Origin of the sequence: Providencia rustigianii (genome assembly GCF_900637755.1) — a bacterium.
In the GTDB taxonomy this organism is placed as follows: Bacteria; Pseudomonadota; Gammaproteobacteria; order Enterobacterales; family Enterobacteriaceae; genus Providencia; species Providencia rustigianii.
Window position 1 is genome coordinate 297,249 of the sequence record NZ_LR134396.1, and the last position, 17,942, is coordinate 315,190.

Sequence of the window (17,942 nt, forward strand, 5' to 3'; positions counted from 1 at the left end):
ACCAGGAGTGCTCGTGGACACCCATCCAAAGCATCTGCCGGCCGATGAACGTCGTGCCGTAACTGTCGAGTCCGTCGTGGCGCTTGCCGGTTCACAAAACCCAAGCGAGATAACCACTGCGGCTATCGCTAAACACATGAACTTGACCCAGGGTGCGCTGTTTCGGCACTTCCCGAACAAGGAAGCCATTTGGCAGGCGGTCATGGAGTGGGTAGCAGAGCGCCTATTAGCCAGAATCGATCGATCCGCACAAGGAATCGAGTCGCCCTTGGCAGCCATGGAGGCGATGTTCATGAGTCATATCGAATTCGTAGCTGAGCACCCAGGCGTGCCAAGAATGATGTTTGGTGAGCTTCAGCGTGCCGAATCGACACCGGCCAAGCGCATGGTGCAAACCTTGATTCAGCGCTACGGCGAACGTTTGCATCGTCTCATCGAGAAAGGCAAGGCCAGCGGCGAGTTGTCTCCCTCGCTTGACAACGAGGCGGCGGCAACGCTGTTCATTGGCACGATCCAGGGCTTGGTCATGCAATCGCTGTTGGCGGGTGATGTGGGACGTATGCACCGCGATGCGCCGCGCGTCTTTGCAATTTATCGGCGTGGCATAAGGAGTGCGCAATGAAAAAGTTACCCTTGCAAGGCCGCACCCTGGCGCTGCTTGCCGTCATCATTCCTTTGCTGGTGCTTTTTATTTATGTCGGTCTGCGATCAGGGCCGCTCGCCCCGGTCGCTGTGACGGTGGCAAGCGTGGAATCACGGGCTATCACACCGGCGCTGTTCGGCATCGGCACGGTGGAGGCGCGCTACACCTACAAGATCGGGCCGACGTTTGCCGGGCGCGTCAAACGCCTGGAGGTGCATGTAGGCGACCAGGTCAAGGCCGGACAGGTGCTCGGCGAGATGGAGCCGGTCGACCTCGATGATCGGGTGCGCTCACAGGAGTCGGCATTCAAGCGTGCGGAAGCGGCTTTGCGCGAGGCAGAAGCCCGGCAAGCCTACGCGCAAACCCAGGCGCGCCGCTACGAGCAATTGTTTGCGGTGCGCTCGACCAGCGAGGAAATCGTCACCACCAAGCGGCAGGAACTGCAGATCGCCGATGCCGCCTTATCTGCCGCTCGGGAAGATATTGTCCGGGCACGCTCCGACCGCGAAGGACTCGTCGCGCAGCGGAGCAATCTGCGCCTGATCGCGCCGGTCGACGGTGTAGTCGCCGTGCGCGATGCCGATCCCGGCACGACCATCGTCGCGGGCCAGGCCGTGGTGGAAGTGATCGACCCCAAGAGTTTGTGGATCAATGCGCGCTTCGACCAGATCAGCGCATCGGGGCTGGCTGGGGGGTTGCCGACTCTTATCGTCCTGCGTTCGCGTGGTGGCCAGACCTTGAAAGGTCGCGTGCTGCGGGTGGAACCCAAGGCCGACGCGGTAACCGAGGAAACGCTTGCCAAGGTGACATTCGATAACAAACCAGAACCTTTGCCACCGGTGGGTGAACTGGCCGAAGTCACGGTTGACTTGCCGGCGCTCCCGGCCGCTCCACTGATCCCCAACGCTGCCGTCCAGCGTGAGGGCGACAAAGTTGGTGTCTGGCAAATCGTGGATGGTGATCTGCATTTCTCCCCGGTCAAGCTCGGCACTTCCGACCTCAATGGTTACGTGCAGGTGCGCGAAGGGCTCAAGAATGGGGACCAGGTTGTGACCTATAGCGAAAAGGCACTGACGGCGCGCAGCCGCATCCATGTGGTCGACCATATCCCAGGAGTGTCACGATGATCAGCCTGGCCGGCCGCGACATTCTCCATGCCTGGGGAAAATTCGTCTTCACCGGCATCGGTCTGGGTCTGCTGATCGGCGTCACCCTGGTCATGGCTGGGGTGTACCGAGGCATGGTGGACGACGGCAAGGCGTTGCTCGACAACAGTGGCGCTGACCTTTGGGTGGTGCAAAAGGATACTCTGGGTCCTTATGCGGAGTCGTCCAGCCTCAACGATGACGTGTATCGCGCCATTCTCGCCATGCCGGGAGTCTCACAGGCAGCGAACGTGACCTACCTGACCATGCAGGTACGCAAGGGCGAGAGTGATGTACGCACCATGGTGGTCGGCATCGCGCCCGGTGCGTTGGGGGCTACACCCGGATGGCCTCCTTATCTCGTCGCTGGACGCCAGATCACGCGCGGTCACTACGAGGCGGTGGCCGACATCGCCACCGGCTTCAAACTGGGAGATCGTCTTACCATTCGCCGAAATCATTACACCGTCGTGGGGCTGACACGGCGCATGGTGTCGTCCAGCGGCGACCCGATGGTATTCATTCCGCTCAAGGATGCCCAAGAGGCTCAGTTCCTCAAGGACAACGACGCCATTTGGCAAAGCCGGCGTCGCACCGAAGCCAACCCGGCCTTCAATCGACCCGGTGTTCCTGGTTTGCTGGATGCCGTGATTGCTTCACAGAGCACCAACGCGTTCGTCAATGCAGTGCTGGTCACTCTGAAACCTGGTCATGCGCCGGACGAGGTTGCCGAATCCATCCGACGCTGGAAGCGTTTGACGGTCTACACACGGGCACAGATGGAAGACATCCTCGTCGGCAAGTTGATCGCCACGTCGGCCAAACAGATAGGCATGTTCTTGGTGATTCTGGCCATCGTTAGCGCGGCCATCGTCGCTTTCATCATCTACTCGCTGACGATGGACAAAATCCGCGAGATCGCGGTATTGAAGCTCATCGGCACACGCAACCGAACTATCGCCGCGATGATCATGCAGCAGGCGCTCGCCTTGGGGGTGATTGGCTTCGTGGTCGGCAAGATCACCGCCACTTTCTCAGCCCCCCTGTTCCCCAAATATGTGCTGCTCACGCCAATGGATTCCGTGACCGGTTTTTTTGCCGTGCTCGTGATTTGCGTGCTGGCCAGCATCGTCGCCATTCGCATGGCACTCAAGGTCGATCCGGCCGAAGCGATAGGGTGACCCCATGATTGGAAAAGGAATCGGCATCGAAGGCCTAAGCAAACGCTTTGGCAAAGGTGACACGGCTGTCTACGCGTTGAAGGACGTGAATATGCAGGTTGCACCAGGTGAGGTGGTCGGATTGGTCGGCCCTTCCGGCTCGGGCAAGAGCACGCTGCTTAAATGCCTGGGTGCGGTGATCGATCCGAGCGACGGCCGCATGACGCTGGGTAATGAAGTGATATACGACGGCGGTTGGCAAGTTCGTGATCTGCGCGCCTTGCGGCGCGACAAAATTGGTTTTGTCTTCCAATCGCCGTACCTGATTCCGTTTCTCGATGTCACCGACAACGTGGCCCTGCTGCCGATGCTTGCAGGCGTCGCGAATGCAGAGGCGCGAGCGAAGGCATTGGAATTGCTTACGGCGCTTGATGTGCAACACCGAGTTCACGCCATGCCATCGCAACTCTCCGGTGGCGAGCAGCAACGGGTTGCCATCGCGCGCGGATTGGTTAACCGCCCACCGGTGATCCTGGCGGATGAACCCACCGCACCTCTCGACAGCGTGCGTGCCATGGCGGTGATTCGCATCCTCAACGACATGGCTCGGAAGTTCGAGACCGCCATCATCGTCGTCACCCATGACGAAAAGATCATCCCCACTTTCAAGCGCATCTACCACATCCGCGACGGTGTGACCCATGAGGAAGCTGGCGAAGGGCGGGAGTTCGAATGAGAGAACGATTGAATTACAGGAGAATTTCATGACCCACCGCAAACACAGCCACGCATTTGGAACTATCACCCTGACCGTTACGGCCTGCCTGCTTTTATGGGGTTTTCAGTTGCCAGCTTGGGCTGGTGACGCTACCCAGGTTGAGCCACTGGCGCTACGCAAGATCATGCAGGAACTCGGGCGCAACATGCAGGCTATTACCGGTGCGATTTCGCAGGAGGAATGGGTTCAGGTCGTTCAGCTCGCCCCAAAAGTTGCTGCACACCCCGAGCCACCGCTTACTGAAAAAATGCGCATCCTTGCTTACCTCGGCGCTGATGCGACCAAGTTCAGAAACTTTGACGCGCAGACTCACGAGGCGGCGCTGGCCATGAAGCTGGCTGCTGCGAGCAGCGACGGCAAGGCGGTGATCCAATCATTCGCCCACGTGCAGGAAAGCTGCTTGGGCTGCCACCAAGCTTTCCGTAAACCTTTCGTGGAGCATTTTTATGGAGCACGCTAAAACATGCCAGCGCCCCATCAGCCTCAAAAGACGGCTTGCGGCAACTTACCTGGTAGCTGGTCTGGTCACCGCCGGTCTGGCCGGCTGCGCCGCCGGCCCTGATTTTCAGCGTCCCACCGCACCCGATGTGGCTCGCTACACTGCAACACCGGTGGCTGATAGAACCGCGTCCGCTCCCACGCAGTTCGGCGAAACACAACGTCTAGTCGAAGGGCTTCCGATCGAAACGCAATGGTGGCAAAGCTTGGGTTCATCCGCACTCGACGGACTGATCAACGAAGCTTTCCATGTCAGCCCGACGCTGGCGAGCATCAGCGCCAATTTGCGACAGGCGCAGGAGCTTCTTGCCGCACAGGCGGGCTCGACGCAATATCCACAGGTAGATGTCGCACTGGGATCTCAGCGCCAGCAAATGAGTCCCAGTAGCCAAGGGTTGAGCGGAGACGCACGTCAATTCAGCCTCTACAACGCCAGCGTTGGCGTGCATTACAACCTCGATCTGGCTGGCGGCAACCGGCGCGCACTCGAAGCCTTGGCTGCTCGCGCCGACTACCGTCGCTTCGAACTGAATGCTGCGCGCCTGGCCCTTGCCGGCAACATGGCAACCGCTGCCATTACCCGAGCACGCCTCGCCGCGCAACTAGAAGCCACTACTGCCATTTTGCGCGTGCAGGATGAGCAACTGCGCCTAGCCCATGAACGCGTGCGTATCGGTCAGGCCTCACCTGATGAAGCGTTGAGCCTACAAGCTCAGGCGGAGCAAACGCGGGCAGAACTGCCTGCGCTGCGTAAACAACTGCAACAAACCGAACATCTACTGGCGGTGCTAGCCGGTCGTGCCCCAGGCACGGGTGGCATCCCGGCCTTCACTCTGGCCGATTTCACTCTGCCCGTCGAGATGCCGCTCGTCGTGCCCTCAGAACTGGTGCGCCGCCGACCGGATATCCAGGCGTCAGAGGCGCTGTTGCATGCGGCCAATGCAGACTATGGTGTGGCTGTCGCCAAGCTCTACCCACAGATCAACCTGAGCGCCAACCTTGGCTCTCAAGCGCTGACCACCGGTGCCCTGTTCGGTGGTGGCTCGGCAGTGTGGGGCCTGGTTGCGCAGCTCACCCAGCCTCTTTTTAATCCAGGGCTACCCGCTGAAAAAAGAGCGGCGCTCGCCGCTTTTGATGCCGCCGCAGCCAATTACCAGAGCGTCGTATTGGAGTCTTTGCGTAACGTCGCCGACACCCTGCGCGCGGTGGAAAGCGATGCACAAACTTTGACTGCCCTCGCTGCCGCTGATATGGCTGCACAGGCCTCCTTGCAGTCGGTCGAGCGGCAATACCGGCTGGGCGCGGCCAGCTACCTGCAACTGCTCATCGCGCAGCAACAGGCACAGTCAATCCGGATCAATATGATTGCGGCCCAGGCACAACGCCTAGTCGATAGTGTTGCTTTATATCAGGCCCTGGGAGGTGGTGTCAGTTAAGGCTATGCCCTAACCTGATGTCAGATGTTGAGCACAAACAACGTCAGAGTAGAGTGTGAATTTATATTTATTGACACATTCAGCCAAGGGTAATAGATTTCATCCTGACATTTTTACCTTTGGAGGCATCTTGCAAGGTCAACGTATCGGCTACGTCCGCGTCAGCAGCTTCGACCAGAATCCTGATCGACAACTGGAACAAATAGAAGTCGGCAAGGTATTCACCGATAAGGCTTCAGGCAAGGACACACAACGTCCCGAACTTGAAAGGCTGCTGGCCTTCGTCCGCGAGGGCGACACCGTGGTGGTGCATAGCATGGACAGGTTGGCACGCAACCTTGATGACCTGCGCCGCATCGTCCAAGGGCTGACACAACGGGGCGTGCGCATGGAGTTCGTCAAAGAAGGGCTGACGTTCACCGGCGAGGACTCACCGATGGCCAATCTGATGCTGTCGGTCATGGGAGCCTTTGCTGAGTTCGAGCGCGCCCTGATCCGCGAACGTCAGCGCGAGGGAATCGTGCTGGCCAAGCAGCGCGGTGCCTACCGGGGACGAAAGAAATCGCTGAACAGCGAACAAATTGCCGAGTTGAAACGGCGAGTTGCGGCAGGCGACCAAAAAACCTTGGTGGCCCGTGACTTCGGCATCAGCCGCGAAACCTTGTACCAGTACCTGCGGGAAGACTGACCATGCCACGCCGCTCAATCCTGTCCGCCACCGAGCGCGAAAGTCTGCTGGCACTGCCAGATGTCAAAGACGAACTGATACGGCACTACACGTTCAACGAAACCGACCTGTCGGTGATCCGTCAGCGTCGCGGCGCCGCGAATCGATTGGGCTTCGCCGTGCAGCTTTGCTACTTGCGATTCCCTGGCATCTTCTTGGGCGTCGATGAACCTCCATTTCCGCCCCTGCTGCGCATGGTGGCCGCACAACTCAAGGTGCCGGTGGAAAGCTGGAACGATTACGGCCAGCGCGAGCAGACACGGCGGGAGCACTTGGTCGAGCTGAAAACGGTGTTTGGATTCAAGCCCTTCACCATGAGTCACTACCGGCAAGCCGTGCATACATTGACCGAACTGGCCTTGCAAACAGACAAAGGCATTGTGCTGGCCAGCACCCTTGTTGAAAACCTGCGGCGGCAGAGCATCATCCTACCCGCCATGAATGCCATCGAGCGCGCAAGCGCCGAGGCCATTACCCGTGCCAACCGGAGCATCCATGCGGCATTGGCCGATTCCTTGATACCTGTCCATCGCCACCGCCTGGACGAACTGCTCAAGCGCAAGGATGGTAGCAAAATGACGTGGCTAGCGTGGCTGCGCCAATCGCCCGCCAAGCCGAACTCGCGCCACATGCTTGAACACATCGAACGCCTCAAAGCCTGGCAGGCGCTTGACCTACCTGCTGGCATCGAACGGCAGGTACACCAAAACCGCTTGCTCAAGATCGCCCGCGAGGGCGGCCAGATGACGCCCGCCGACCTAGCCAAGTTCGAGTCGCAGCGGCGTTACGCCACCTTGGTAGCACTGGCCATCGAGGGCATGGCCACCGTCACTGATGAAATCATCGACCTTCACGACCGCATCATCGGCAAGCTGTTCAATGCGGCCAAGAACAAGCATCAACAGCAGTTCCAGGCTTCCGGCAAGGCGATCAACGACAAGGTGCGGATGTATGGGCGCATCGGTCAGGCGCTGATTGAAGCCAAACAAAGCGGCGGCGATCCGTTCGCCGCCATCGAAGCGGTCATGCCGTGGGACACCTTCGCCGCCAGCGTCACCGAGGCGCAAACGCTGGCGCGGCCTGCCGATTTTGATTTCCTGCACCATATCGGCGAGAGTTACGCCACGCTGCGCCGCTATGCGCCGCAGTTCCTGGACGTGCTCAAACTGCGCGCCGCGCCCACCGCCAAGGGTGTGCTCGATGCCATCGACGTGCTGCGCGGCATGAACAGCGACAGCGCGCGCAAGGTGCCCGCCGATGCGCCAACCGCATTCATCAAGCCGCGCTGGGCAAAGCTGGTTCTGACCGACGAGGGTATTGACCGGCGTTACTACGAGTTATGCGCCCTGTCGGAGCTGAAGAACGCACTGCGCTCTGGTGATGTTTGGGTGCAGGGTTCGCGCCAGTTCAAGGACTTCGACGAATACCTGGTGCCGATCGAGAAGTTCGCCACCCTGAAGCTGGCCAGCGAATTGCCACTGGCCGTGGCCACCGACTGCGACCAATATCTGCATGACCGACTGGAATTATTGGAGGCGCAACTCGCCACAGTCAACCGCATGGCGGCGACCAACGACTTACCGGACGCCATCATCACCACTGCATCGGGCCTGAAGATCACGCCGCTGGACGCAGCGGTGCCAGACGCCGCGCAAGCCTTGATTGACCAGTCGGCGATGTTGCTGCCGCACCTCAAGATCACCGAGTTGCTGATGGAGGTCGATGAATGGACGGGCTTCACGCGCCACTTCACACACCTGAAGACCGGCGACACGGCCAAGGACAAAACCTTGCTGATGACGACGATTCTGGCTGATGGTATCAATCTTGGGCTCACCAAGATGGCCGAATCCTGCCCTGGCACCACCTACGCCAAGCTGTCTTGGCTGCAAGCCTGGCACGTTCGCGACGAAACCTATTCGACGGCGCTGGCCGAGCTGGTGAACGCACAGTTTCGACAACCCTTCGCCGGAAACTGGGGCGACGGCACCACGTCATCGTCGGACGGCCAGAACTTCCGAACCGGCAGCAAGGCAGAGAGCACCGGGCATATCAATCCGAAGTATGGAAGTAGCCCTGGGCGGACGTTCTATACCCATATCTCCGACCAATACGCGCCCTTCAGCGCCAAGGTGGTCAACGTCGGCTTGCGCGACTCGACCTATGTGCTCGATGGCCTGCTGTACCACGAGTCTGACTTGCGTATCGAGGAACACTACACCGACACGGCGGGCTTCACCGATCATGTGTTCGGCCTGATGCACTTTCTGGGATTCCGGTTCGCGCCGCGCATCCGCGACCTGGGCGACACCAAGCTGTTCATTCCCAAGGGCGATACTGCCTACGATGCACTCAAGCCGATGATTAGCAGCGACAGGCTGAACATCAAGGCTATTCGCGCTCATTGGGATGAAATCCTACGGCTGGCCACTTCGATCAAGCAGGGCACGGTGACGGCCTCGCTGATGCTGCGCAAGCTCGGCAGCTATCCGCGCCAAAACGGCTTGGCCGTCGCCCTGCGCGAGCTGGGGCGCATCGAGCGCACGCTGTTCATTCTGGATTGGCTGCAAAGCGTGGAGCTGCGCCGCCGCGTCCATGCGGGGCTGAATAAGGGCGAGGCGCGCAACGCGCTGGCCAGGGCGGTCTTCTTCTACCGATTGGGTGAAATCCGCGACCGCAGTTTTGAGCAGCAGCGCTACCGGGCCAGCGGCCTCAATCTGGTGACGGCGGCCATCGTGTTGTGGAACACGGTCTATCTGGAGCGTGCCACCAGTGCTTTGCGTGCCCACGGCAAGGCGCTGGACGACACGTTGCTGCAATATCTGTCACCGCTGGGGTGGGAGCATATCAACCTGACCGGCGATTACCTATGGCGCAGCAGTGCCAAGGTCGGTGCGGGGAAGTTCAGGCCATTGCGACCGCTGCCACCGGCTTAGCGTGCTTTATTTTCCGTTTTCTGAGACGACCCCTTGTTGACCTTCCCGCCAAGTCGGATCAGCATCGGGGTTTTACCTTTTTAGGCCGCCAGTAATTGAAAAGGGCGCGCCTTATCTATTCTGCTGCGGCGATCTTCTGAATGCAGTGCATCCCATAAATCGACTTTCTTCTGCAAATCCAGCCAAAAATCAGGATTGTTACCAAAGACTTTTGCAAGGATGAGCGCGGAATCTATTGTTATGGCCACTTTTCCATGACAGAGCTGATTAACGTGCTTTCTCGTCCATCCGGTATAGGTGGCCAACGCCGTTTGGCTAATTCTGTTCGGTTCTAAGAACTGAGAAAGCAGAACGTCACCCGGCGTTGCCGGTCTTAATACTTGTGTCTGGTTCATGCTTCACCTCGATAATCAAAACGGTACAGATTGAAGTGTAACCTATAAGGTAAACATGTCAAACTGATCTTTATTTTGGATTGCACAATTCAAAAATGAGATAATTTAGCTGAAATGACCTCTATTTAACATAATGGATCTTATCGGCACCACGCCGAGAAGGTTCGCCATAAAAGCGGTACATAAGCCGTGAAAGGTACAGTTTTCTATGCGGAAAAGAGGGGAGTTTATTGTTACTGACTTGTTACTAAATGGAGGTTTTCCATTTGGCCATTGATTTTGGTCGAAAGGTTTATTTTTGGCGTTTTTTACTTCTGTAAAGCTGCAAAACCTCTTCGGCAAAATCATCATCAACAATATAGAAGTAGCACTCTGGTACATCGAGGATGGCAGCAATTGAGCACACCATTTCAAAGGTAGGTCTGTAAGTGCCGGTTTCGTACTGAGATATACGCGATCTGGCCGTGGTTTCGTCTAGGCCCGCAAGAACGCCCAGCTTCTCCTGAGAAAGCTTTGCTTGCGTCCTAATGGGTTTGAGTCGGTAATTTATCATCACATGCGCCACTGATATTAGTTGACGGCATGTTTAGCATTACTTTACAGTGCTTATGTTTAGAAATACTGGACAAACAAACCTTTTTATGCCAACCCAGGGTCACACTACAGGAATGTTTAGACCGTTTTTTGTTACTTTTTATGATATGTATTACGGGGTCAGCTTGGTGAGAACTAAATCATAGAGCCAAGCAAGAGCCGGTAATGACTCCAACTTATTGATAGTGTTTTATGTTCAGATAATGCCCGATGACTTTGTCATGCAGCTCCACCGATTTTGAGAACGACAGCGACTTCCGTCCCAGCCGTGCCAGGTGCTGCCTCAGATTCAGGTTATGCCGCTCAATTCGCTGCGTATATCGCTTGCTGATTACGTGCAGCTTTCCCTTCAGGCGGGATTCATACAGCGGCCAGCCATCCGTCATCCATATCACCACGTCAAAGGGTGACAGCAGGCTCATAAGACGCCCCAGCGTCGCCATAGTGCGTTCACCGAATACGTGCGCAACAACCGTCTTCCGGAGCCTGTCATACGCGTAAAACAGCCAGCGCTGGCGCGATTTAGCCCCGACGTATCCCCACTGTTCGTCCATTTCCGCGCAGACGATGACGTCACTGCCCGGCTGTATGCGCGAGGTTACCGACTGCGGCCTGAGTTTTTTAAATGGCGGAAAATCGTGTTGAGGCCAACGCCCATAATGCGGGCGGTTGCCCGGCATCCAACGCCATTCATGGCCATATCAATGATTTTCTGGTGCGTACCGGGTTGAGAAGCGGTGTAAGTGAACTGCAGTTGCCATGTTTTACGGCAGTGAGAGCAGAGATAGCGCTGATGTCCGGCAGTGCTTTTGCCGTTACGCACCACCCCGTCAGTAGCTGAACGGGAGGGACAGCTGATAGAAACAGAAGCCACTGGAGCACCTCAAAAACACCATCATACACTAAATTATTAGGTTGCCAGCATCACCGAAAAAATGTATATTTGTCGGCGAATAAATAGCATTCTTTGACGCCGATAGCACCAGCGAACTTATATTTTTAGGTTCGTTACCTGACGCCTTAAATATTGCGGCTCCCGGTCAGCCGAAGATTCTATTAGCAGTGGCATAAATCAGCATCGCCTGATGTTTCTGGTTCTATGCGAATTCACAGTGTGCTCATTGATTCGTAATTCACTCTGACAAGGAAATGGCAATGAAAAAGGTTCTTCTCTCTGCAGCAATGGCAACCGCGTTTTTTGGCATGACTGCTGCCCATGCAGCTGATACCACTGTTGGCGGCGGCCAGGTTAATTTCTTCGGTAAAGTTACCGATGTATCCTGTACTGTTTCCGTTAACGGCCAGGGCAGCGATGCGAACGTTTACCTGTCTCCGGTAACCCTGACTGAAGTTAAAGCGGCAGCAGCGGATACTTACCTGAAACCGAAATCTTTCACCATTGACGTCTCTAACTGCCAGGCTGCTGATGGCACTAAACAGGATGACGTAAGCAAACTGGGCGTGAACTGGACCGGCGGTAACCTGCTGGCTGGCGCAACCAGCAAACAACAGGGCTACCTGGCGAACACCGAAGCTTCCGGTGCTCAGAACATCCAGCTGGTGCTGTCTACTGACAACGCTACCGCGCTGACCAACAAAATCATCCCGGGTGACAGCACTCAGCCGAAAGCGAAAGGCGACGCTTCCGCTGTAGCTGATGGCGCGCGTTTCACCTACTACGTAGGCTACGCCACCAGCGCGCCGACCACGGTAACCACCGGTGTGGTTAACAGCTACGCGACTTACGAAATTACTTACCAGTAATTCCGTCAGAAAATAAAACTGCCCCGCGATGGGGCAGTTAATAACAATAATAAAGCGGCAATGTCCGCCGCTTGTATTTTTATTCTGAGGTCAGCATGAAGCGTATTGCCCTTTTTTTCTGTTTCATTTTTAGTTTTGCGGCCCATGCCAACAATATTATTGTTAACGGTACCCGCTTTATTTATCCAGGAAATGAAAAAGAAATAACGGTACAGCTTTCAAATAACGCCGACCGTCCGGCGCTGGCGCAGGCCTGGCTGGATAACGGCGATGCCGATGCCACACCGGATACCATTACCACCCCGTTTATTATCACCCCGCCGATTTCGCGCGTTGACGCCAAGAGCGGCCAGACGCTGCGTATTAAGCTCGGTAGCAGCGCCGGTCTGGCGAAAGATAAAGAGACGCTGTGGTGGCTGAATCTGCTGGAAATTCCGCCGGTGGTGGCCAATCAGAAAAATGAAGGCCAGAACGTGCTGCAGCTGGCGATCCGTTCGCGCTTTAAATTTATTTATCGTCCTGCCGGACTGGGCAACCGCGATGCGGCGGCCGAGAAGCTGACCCTGACCGCCAGCGGCAGTAGTCTCGCCATCAACAACCCGACGCCGTTCTACATTACCGTCAGCCGTATTTCCCGCGACGGCGGTAAAGCCCTGAACAGTAAAACCGTGATGCTGGCGCCGCAGTCCAGCCAGACGGTGGCGCTCTCCTCCGCCGTCAACCGCGGCGAAACCCTGACCGTTAACAACATTAATGACTATGGCGCCGATGTCGCAGTGAAAGTGGCCGTTAAATAAGGGAAAAGCTAATGAAGCAGAGGTCATTCTGCCCGGGAAGATTAAGCACCGCGATCGCCATCGCGCTGTGCTGCTTTCCGCCATTTTCCAGCGGACAGGAAAACCCGGGAACGGTATATCAGTTTAACGACGGCTTTATTGTCGGCAGTCGCGAAAAGGTCGATCTGTCGCGCTTTTCGACCAGCGCGATTACCGAAGGCACTTACTCCCTTGACGTCTACACCAACGACGAGTGGAAAGGGCGCTACGATTTACGCATCGCGCGCGATAAAGATGGTCGGCTGGGCGTCTGCTACACCAAAGCGATGCTGGCCCAATATGGCATCGCGGCGGAAAAGCTCAATCCGCAGCTGAGCGAGCAGGAGGGCTACTGCGGTAGCCTCAAATCCTGGCGCAACGAAGAAAACGTCAAAGACAACCTGGTCCAGTCCTCCCTGCGGTTGAACATTTCGGTACCGCAGATCTATGAAGATCAACGCCTGAAAAACTATGTCAGCCCGGAGTTCTGGGACAAAGGTATTACCGCGCTCAATCTTGGCTGGATGGCGAACGCCTGGAACAGCCATACCTCTTCGGTAGGCGGGTCGGATAACAGCAGCGCCTATCTGGGCGTCAACGCCGGTCTGTCGTGGGACGGCTGGCTGCTGAAGCACATCGGCAACCTGAACTGGCAGCAGCAGCAGGGTAAAGCGCACTGGAACAGCAACCAGACCTATCTCCAGCGCCCTATCCCACAGCTCAACTCCATCGTCAGCGGCGGGCAGATTTTCACCAATGGTGAATTTTTCGACACTATCGGTCTGCGCGGGGTTAATCTTTCCACCGATGACAATATGTTCCCGGACGGCATGCGCTCGTATGCTCCGGAAATTCGCGGCGTGGCGCAGAGCAACGCCCTCGTCACCGTGCGCCAGGGCAGCAATATTATCTATCAGACCACCGTTCCGCCCGGACCGTTTACCCTGCAGGATGTCTATCCTTCCGGCTATGGCAGCGATCTTGAGGTCTCGGTGAAAGAAGCGGATGGCTCGGTAGAAGTGTTTAGCGTGCCTTACGCTTCCGTCGCCCAGCTGCTGCGTCCGGGAATGACCCGCTACGCGCTCTCCGCCGGTAAAGTGGACGACAGCGCGCTGCGCAACAAGCCGATGCTCTATCAGGCGACCTGGCAGCACGGGATCAACAATCTGTTGACCGGCTACACCGGGGTCACCGGTTTTGACGACTATCAGGCCTTCCTGGTGGGGACAGGGATGAACACCGGCATCGGCGCGCTCTCTTTTGACGTCACCCATTCGCGGTTGAAGAGCGATGCCCATGATGACTCGGGTCAGAGCTATCGCGCGACCTTTAACCGCATGTTTACCGATACCCAGACCAGCATCGTGTTGGCGGCGTATCGCTACTCGACGAAAGGTTATTACAACCTCAACGACGCGCTGTACGCCGTCGATCAGGAAAAAAATAGTCGCAGCAACTACACCCTGTGGCGGCAAAAAAACGGCATGACCTTCACGGTGAACCAGAACCTGCCGGACGGCTGGGGCGGGTTTTATCTCAGCGGCCGTATCTCCGATTACTGGAACCGCTCCGGGACCGAGAAGCAGTATCAGGTCAGCTACAACAATTCATTTGGTCGTCTCTCCTGGTCGGCGAGCGCGCAGCGCGTCTATACGCCAGACAGCTCCGGTCATCGTCGCGACGATCGTATTTCACTCAACTTCAGCTACCCGCTGTGGTTTGGCGATAACCGCACCGCCAACCTGACGTCGAACACCTCGTTCAATAACTCGCGCTTTGCCAGCTCGCAGATTGGTATCAACGGTTCGCTGGACAGTGAAAACAACCTTAACTACGGCGTGTCGACCACCACCGCCACCGGCGGTCAGCATGATGTGGCGCTCAACGGCAGCTACCGTACGCCATGGACCACCCTCAACGGCAGCTACAGCCAGGGCGAAGGCTATCGTCAGAGCGGCATTGGCGCCAGCGGGACGATGATCGCCCACAGCGGCGGCGTGGTGCTCTCACCGGAAAGCGGCTCGACGATGGCCCTGATTGAAGCCAAAGACGCGGCCGGGGCGATGCTTCCGGGATCGCCGGGCACCCGTGTGGACAGCAATGGTTACGCCATCCTGCCGTATCTGCGCCCGTACCGGATTAACGCCGTGGAAATCGACCCGAAAGGCAGCCATGACGACGTGGCCTTCGATCGCACCGTGGCGCAGGTTGTGCCGTGGGAAGGCAGCGTGGTTAAGGTCGCGTTCGGCACTAAGGTGCAGAACAACCTCACCCTGCAGGCGCGCCAGGCGAACCACGAGCCGTTGCCGTTTGCGGCAAGTATTTTCTCCCCCGACGGCAAGGAGATCGGCGTTGTCGGCCAGGGCAGCATGATGTTTATCAGCGATGCGAACGCCAAACGCGCGATTGTGAAGTGGAGCGGCGGGCAGTGTTCGGTGGATCTGGGACAGCAAACAACAAAGGATAGCGTATGTCGCTGAGGAAATTACTAACGCTTTTTATCGTCTTAATGGCGCTGGGAACCACCTCGTCCTGGGCCTCCTGTACGCGTCTCTCATCGCCAACGGTGATGCTGGACATGGTGGTGGGCAGGGTGGTGGTGCCCTCGGATCTGCCGGTGGGCTCGGTGATCCTTACCCGCGGCTGGACGATGAGCGCTCCCGGCGGGGCAAGCTATCGCTGTACTTCCGGCACCAACCGCTTTGCGGCGAAGATCGTGTCGCCAGGGGCCACGGACCTTGGAAATAAAATCTACTCCACCAACGTGCCGGGAATCGGCATGCGTTTCAGCCGCGGCGGCGCAACGGTAAATATCGTCTATCCCGACGTCTTTTCGTCCCGGGTATATAACACCACCAACTATTCCCTCGAAGGGTCGCGCTTTACGCTGGAGATTATCAAAACCGCGGCAACCACCGGCAGCGGCACCCTGGCGGCGGGTAAGTACACCTCCTACGACTGGGAGAGCGGCGGTAACCCGATCCTCGAAACCTATCTGAGCGCCAACGCCATCACCGTGGTCTCGCCCTCCTGTTCAGTGCTGAGCGGGAAAAATATGAATGTCGATGTGGGTTCCATCCGGCGCACCGACCTGAAAGGGGTCGGCACCACCGCCGGCGGGAAGGATTTTAATATCGACCTGCAGTGCAGCGGCGGCCTAAGTGAAACGGGATATGCCAACATTAGCACCTCGTTCTCCGGTACCCTGGCCACCAGCACTACCGCTACCATGGGCGCCTTGCTGAATGAAAAAGCCGGCAGCGGGATGGCGAAAGGCATTGGCATCCAGGTGCTGAAGGATGGCTCCCCGCTGCAGTTTAATAAGAAATACACCGTCGGCCGCTTGAATAATCAGGAGACCCGCTACATCACCATACCGCTGCACGCGCGTTTTTATCAGTATGGCCCGACGACCAGCACCGGCGAGGTGGAGTCGCATATGATCTTTAACCTGACGTACGATTAATACGGGAGGGGGAATGAAGGGATTGCCGAAAAACACTATCGCGTGGCTGCTATTTTGCGGCAGCCTCGCCGCCCCCTCGGCGTGGGGTTTTGAGACCAATTACGATCGCGGACGGGTCGATTTTGCCGGGCGGGTGACGGATATTTCCTGTAGCATCGCGCTAAACGGCGGCCAGCATGCCGGCAGCGGTAATGTCTGGCTGGCGCCGGTCAGCCTGGCGGAAGTCCACGATCGCGGTGCCGGGGCGTTTATGAAACCGCAGCCGTTTACCCTGGCACTGTCAAACTGCCAGCTGCGCCATGATGGTGGGGCAGCCTCGCAGGATGAGGTGCGTCGGGTCAGCGTGCGCTGGGTCGATGGTTTTTTACTGACGGCGGTCGGTAACGAAAACGCCGGGTATCTGGCCAATACCTTGCCGGATGGAGCGCAGAATATTTATCTGGCGCTATCGACTAACGATAATAATACGCTGGATAAGAGTAATAAAATTGTCCCGGCGGACCCGCAGCAAAATCAGGTGCGTTTGCAGGAAAGCGCGGTCAGCGGCGGCCTGTTCACCTATTACGTTGGCTATGTTTCGCCAACGCCGAAAAGCGCCACCAGCGGGCCGATTACCAGCTGGGCAACGTGGGAATTAGTTTATAATTAAGTGACGTTAAAAAGCCGGGAATTCCCGGCTTTTTTTACATGGCAATATCATCGGCGACCAGTTGTTCAATACTGACTTCCCGCCAGTAATGTCCCTGGATAGCAAACCGGTGATGCTGCCAACTTACTGATTTAGTGTATGATGGTGTTTTTGAGGTGCTCCAGTGGCTTCTGTTTCTATCAGCTGTCCCTCCCGTTCAGCTACTGACGGGGTGGTGCGTAACGGCAAAAGCACTGCCGGACATCAGCGCTATCTCTGCTCTCACTGCCGTAAAACATGGCAACTGCAGTTCACTTACACCGCTTCTCAACCCGGTACGCACCAGAAAATCATTGATATGGCCATGAATGGCGTTGGATGCCGGGCAACCGCCCGCATTATGGGCGTTGGCCTCAACACGATTTTCCGCCATTTAAAAAACTCAGGCCGCAGTCGGTAACCTCGCGCATACAGCCGGGCAGTGACGTCATCGTCTGCGCGGAAATGGACGAACAGTGGGGATACGTCGGGGCTAAATCGCGCCAGCGCTGGCTGTTTTACGCGTATGACAGGCTCCGGAAGACGGTTGTTGCGCACGTATTCGGTGAACGCACTATGGCGACGCTGGGGCGTCTTATGAGCCTGCTGTCACCCTTTGACGTGGTGATAGGGGTTTGAGGGCCAATGATGTAAAAAACCACGCTAAGGAGGTAATTCATTGTTTAAATTGAGATTTAACGGCCTCAATTCCCCCTTCATAATATCCTCCGGTAGTGTGAACGTATAATGTCCCAGCATGTTGATATGACCATGCATCAGAGGCGAAAGCCGCGCGATATGTTCATCTTCTGGCCCTTCCCCAGTGCTACGCAGGTGCGACAAGGCTTCCTGCATATAAACGGGTCCGCTTGGAAAAAGGAAATTATCCTACGTTAAGCGTTTTAAGCTAACGGGTGA

General features: G+C 56.9%; 16 protein-coding genes and 3 pseudogenes. 14 read left to right on the forward strand and 5 right to left on the reverse strand.

All coding sequences use genetic code 11. The annotated features are described in order from the left end of the window. Positions 1–13 precede the first annotated feature (13 nt). From EL244_RS01360 to EL244_RS01395, 8 genes are all read left to right on the forward strand, one after another. On the forward strand, positions 14–622 hold the full coding sequence (locus EL244_RS01360; protein WP_004393990.1) for a TetR/AcrR family transcriptional regulator: 609 nt from the start codon (positions 14–16) through the stop codon (positions 620–622). Continuing rightward, the gene (locus EL244_RS01365) at positions 619–1,770 is read left to right on the forward strand and encodes an efflux RND transporter periplasmic adaptor subunit (protein ID WP_003056109.1); all 1,152 of its coding nucleotides are present in this window, start codon (positions 619–621) and stop codon (positions 1,768–1,770) included. Before EL244_RS01360 ends, EL244_RS01365 begins: the two co-directional genes overlap by 4 nt. After that, complete coding sequence (locus EL244_RS01370) at positions 1,767–2,969, forward strand: ABC transporter permease (protein WP_126436212.1); 1,203 nt, start codon at positions 1,767–1,769, stop codon at positions 2,967–2,969. Before EL244_RS01365 ends, EL244_RS01370 begins: the two co-directional genes overlap by 4 nt. 4 nt (positions 2,970–2,973) lie before the next feature. Next, positions 2,974–3,684: an ABC transporter ATP-binding protein gene (locus EL244_RS01375; protein WP_126436210.1), complete on the forward strand. Its 711-nt coding sequence runs from the start codon at positions 2,974–2,976 to the stop codon at positions 3,682–3,684. Between the two features lie 28 nt (positions 3,685–3,712). Continuing rightward, on the forward strand, positions 3,713–4,186 hold the full coding sequence (locus tag EL244_RS18255) for a cytochrome c (RefSeq protein WP_003056106.1): 474 nt from the start codon (positions 3,713–3,715) through the stop codon (positions 4,184–4,186). Beyond that, positions 4,173–5,660 carry an efflux transporter outer membrane subunit gene (locus EL244_RS01385; RefSeq protein ID WP_048607676.1) on the forward strand — a complete coding sequence of 496 codons (1,488 nt, stop codon included), beginning with the start codon at positions 4,173–4,175 and terminating at the stop codon, positions 5,658–5,660. The genes EL244_RS18255 and EL244_RS01385 overlap by 14 nt, the downstream gene beginning before the upstream one ends. A gap of 130 nt (positions 5,661–5,790) precedes the next feature. Continuing rightward, a complete protein-coding gene (locus EL244_RS01390; RefSeq protein WP_001162010.1) occupies positions 5,791–6,348 on the forward strand; it encodes a recombinase family protein in 558 nt (185 codons plus the stop codon). A gap of 2 nt (positions 6,349–6,350) precedes the next feature. Beyond that, positions 6,351–9,323, forward strand: a complete 2,973-nt coding sequence (locus EL244_RS01395) for a Tn3 family transposase (RefSeq protein ID WP_126436207.1) — start codon at positions 6,351–6,353, stop codon at positions 9,321–9,323. Between the two features lie 80 nt (positions 9,324–9,403). Here the strand turns inward: EL244_RS01395 and EL244_RS01400 are convergent, their stop codons facing one another. From EL244_RS01400 to EL244_RS01410, 3 genes are all read right to left on the reverse strand, one after another. Further along, positions 9,404–9,718: a HigA family addiction module antitoxin gene (locus EL244_RS01400; RefSeq protein ID WP_015505594.1), complete on the reverse strand. Its 315-nt coding sequence runs from the start codon at positions 9,716–9,718 to the stop codon at positions 9,404–9,406. 292 nt (positions 9,719–10,010) lie between these two features. Next, on the reverse strand, positions 10,011–10,271 hold the full coding sequence (locus EL244_RS01405; protein ID WP_058661448.1) for a helix-turn-helix domain-containing protein: 261 nt from the start codon (positions 10,269–10,271) through the stop codon (positions 10,011–10,013). Positions 10,272–10,488: 217 nt separating this feature from the next. Continuing rightward, positions 10,489–11,186 (reverse strand): IS1-like element IS1B family transposase gene (locus EL244_RS01410; RefSeq protein ID WP_223844742.1). Its coding sequence is split into 2 segments (ribosomal slippage): positions 10,489–10,937 and positions 10,937–11,186, totalling 699 coding nucleotides; the frame shifts between segments, so codons are not numbered across the junction. 281 nt (positions 11,187–11,467) lie between these two features. On the opposite strand from EL244_RS01410, the gene mrkA reads away from it, so the two are divergent. The 5 genes from mrkA (at position 11,468) to mrkF (ending at position 17,006) form a co-directional block, all read left to right on the forward strand. After that, a complete protein-coding gene (gene mrkA, locus EL244_RS01415) occupies positions 11,468–12,076 on the forward strand; it encodes a type 3 fimbria major subunit MrkA (RefSeq protein ID WP_002916128.1) in 609 nt (202 codons plus the stop codon). A gap of 95 nt (positions 12,077–12,171) precedes the next feature. Beyond that, the gene (gene mrkB, locus EL244_RS01420) at positions 12,172–12,873 is read left to right on the forward strand and encodes a type 3 fimbria chaperone MrkB (protein WP_000820818.1); all 702 of its coding nucleotides are present in this window, start codon (positions 12,172–12,174) and stop codon (positions 12,871–12,873) included. Positions 12,874–12,884: 11 nt separating this feature from the next. Next, on the forward strand, positions 12,885–15,371 hold the full coding sequence (mrkC, locus tag EL244_RS01425; protein WP_000813718.1) for a type 3 fimbria usher protein MrkC: 2,487 nt from the start codon (positions 12,885–12,887) through the stop codon (positions 15,369–15,371). Then, on the forward strand, positions 15,362–16,357 hold the full coding sequence (gene mrkD / locus EL244_RS01430; RefSeq protein WP_126436205.1) for a type 3 fimbria adhesin subunit MrkD: 996 nt from the start codon (positions 15,362–15,364) through the stop codon (positions 16,355–16,357). The genes mrkC and mrkD overlap by 10 nt, the downstream gene beginning before the upstream one ends. Positions 16,358–16,370: 13 nt before the next feature. Further along, positions 16,371–17,006: a type 3 fimbria minor subunit MrkF gene (gene mrkF, locus EL244_RS01435; RefSeq protein ID WP_000677445.1), complete on the forward strand. Its 636-nt coding sequence runs from the start codon at positions 16,371–16,373 to the stop codon at positions 17,004–17,006. Positions 17,007–17,040: 34 nt separating this feature from the next. Here mrkF and EL244_RS17955 read toward each other — a convergent pair. After that, positions 17,041–17,112: pseudogene (locus EL244_RS17955) on the reverse strand (hypothetical protein); the annotation flags it as partial. Between the two features lie 57 nt (positions 17,113–17,169). On the opposite strand from EL244_RS17955, the pseudogene EL244_RS01445 reads away from it, so the two are divergent. After that, positions 17,170–17,654: pseudogene (locus EL244_RS01445) on the forward strand (IS1-like element IS1B family transposase); the annotation flags it as partial. Between the two features lie 33 nt (positions 17,655–17,687). Here EL244_RS01445 and EL244_RS01450 read toward each other — a convergent pair. Further along, positions 17,688–17,885: pseudogene (locus EL244_RS01450) on the reverse strand (Tn3 family transposase); the annotation flags it as partial. Between the last annotated feature and the right edge of the window lie 57 nt (positions 17,886–17,942).

What these genes read in the sequence shown, in the direction of transcription:
- EL244_RS01365 (WP_003056109.1), top strand. Translation starts at nt 619, where the DNA reads ATGAAAAAGTTACCCTTGCAAGGCCGCACCCTGGCGCTGCTTGCCGTC.
- EL244_RS01370 (WP_126436212.1), top strand. Translation starts at nt 1,767, where the DNA reads ATGATCAGCCTGGCCGGCCGCGACATTCTCCATGCCTGGGGAAAATTC.
- EL244_RS01375 (WP_126436210.1), top strand. Translation starts at nt 2,974, where the DNA reads ATGATTGGAAAAGGAATCGGCATCGAAGGCCTAAGCAAACGCTTTGGC.
- EL244_RS18255 (WP_003056106.1), top strand. Translation starts at nt 3,713, where the DNA reads ATGACCCACCGCAAACACAGCCACGCATTTGGAACTATCACCCTGACC.
- EL244_RS01385 (WP_048607676.1), top strand. Translation starts at nt 4,173, where the DNA reads ATGGAGCACGCTAAAACATGCCAGCGCCCCATCAGCCTCAAAAGACGG.
- EL244_RS01395 (WP_126436207.1), top strand. Translation starts at nt 6,351, where the DNA reads ATGCCACGCCGCTCAATCCTGTCCGCCACCGAGCGCGAAAGTCTGCTG.
- EL244_RS01400 (WP_015505594.1), bottom strand. Translation starts at nt 9,718, where the DNA reads ATGAACCAGACACAAGTATTAAGACCGGCAACGCCGGGTGACGTTCTG.
- EL244_RS01405 (WP_058661448.1), bottom strand. Translation starts at nt 10,271, where the DNA reads ATGATAAATTACCGACTCAAACCCATTAGGACGCAAGCAAAGCTTTCT.
- mrkA (WP_002916128.1), top strand. Translation starts at nt 11,468, where the DNA reads ATGAAAAAGGTTCTTCTCTCTGCAGCAATGGCAACCGCGTTTTTTGGC.
- mrkB (WP_000820818.1), top strand. Translation starts at nt 12,172, where the DNA reads ATGAAGCGTATTGCCCTTTTTTTCTGTTTCATTTTTAGTTTTGCGGCC.
- mrkC (WP_000813718.1), top strand. Translation starts at nt 12,885, where the DNA reads ATGAAGCAGAGGTCATTCTGCCCGGGAAGATTAAGCACCGCGATCGCC.
- mrkD (WP_126436205.1), top strand. Translation starts at nt 15,362, where the DNA reads ATGTCGCTGAGGAAATTACTAACGCTTTTTATCGTCTTAATGGCGCTG.
- mrkF (WP_000677445.1), top strand. Translation starts at nt 16,371, where the DNA reads ATGAAGGGATTGCCGAAAAACACTATCGCGTGGCTGCTATTTTGCGGC.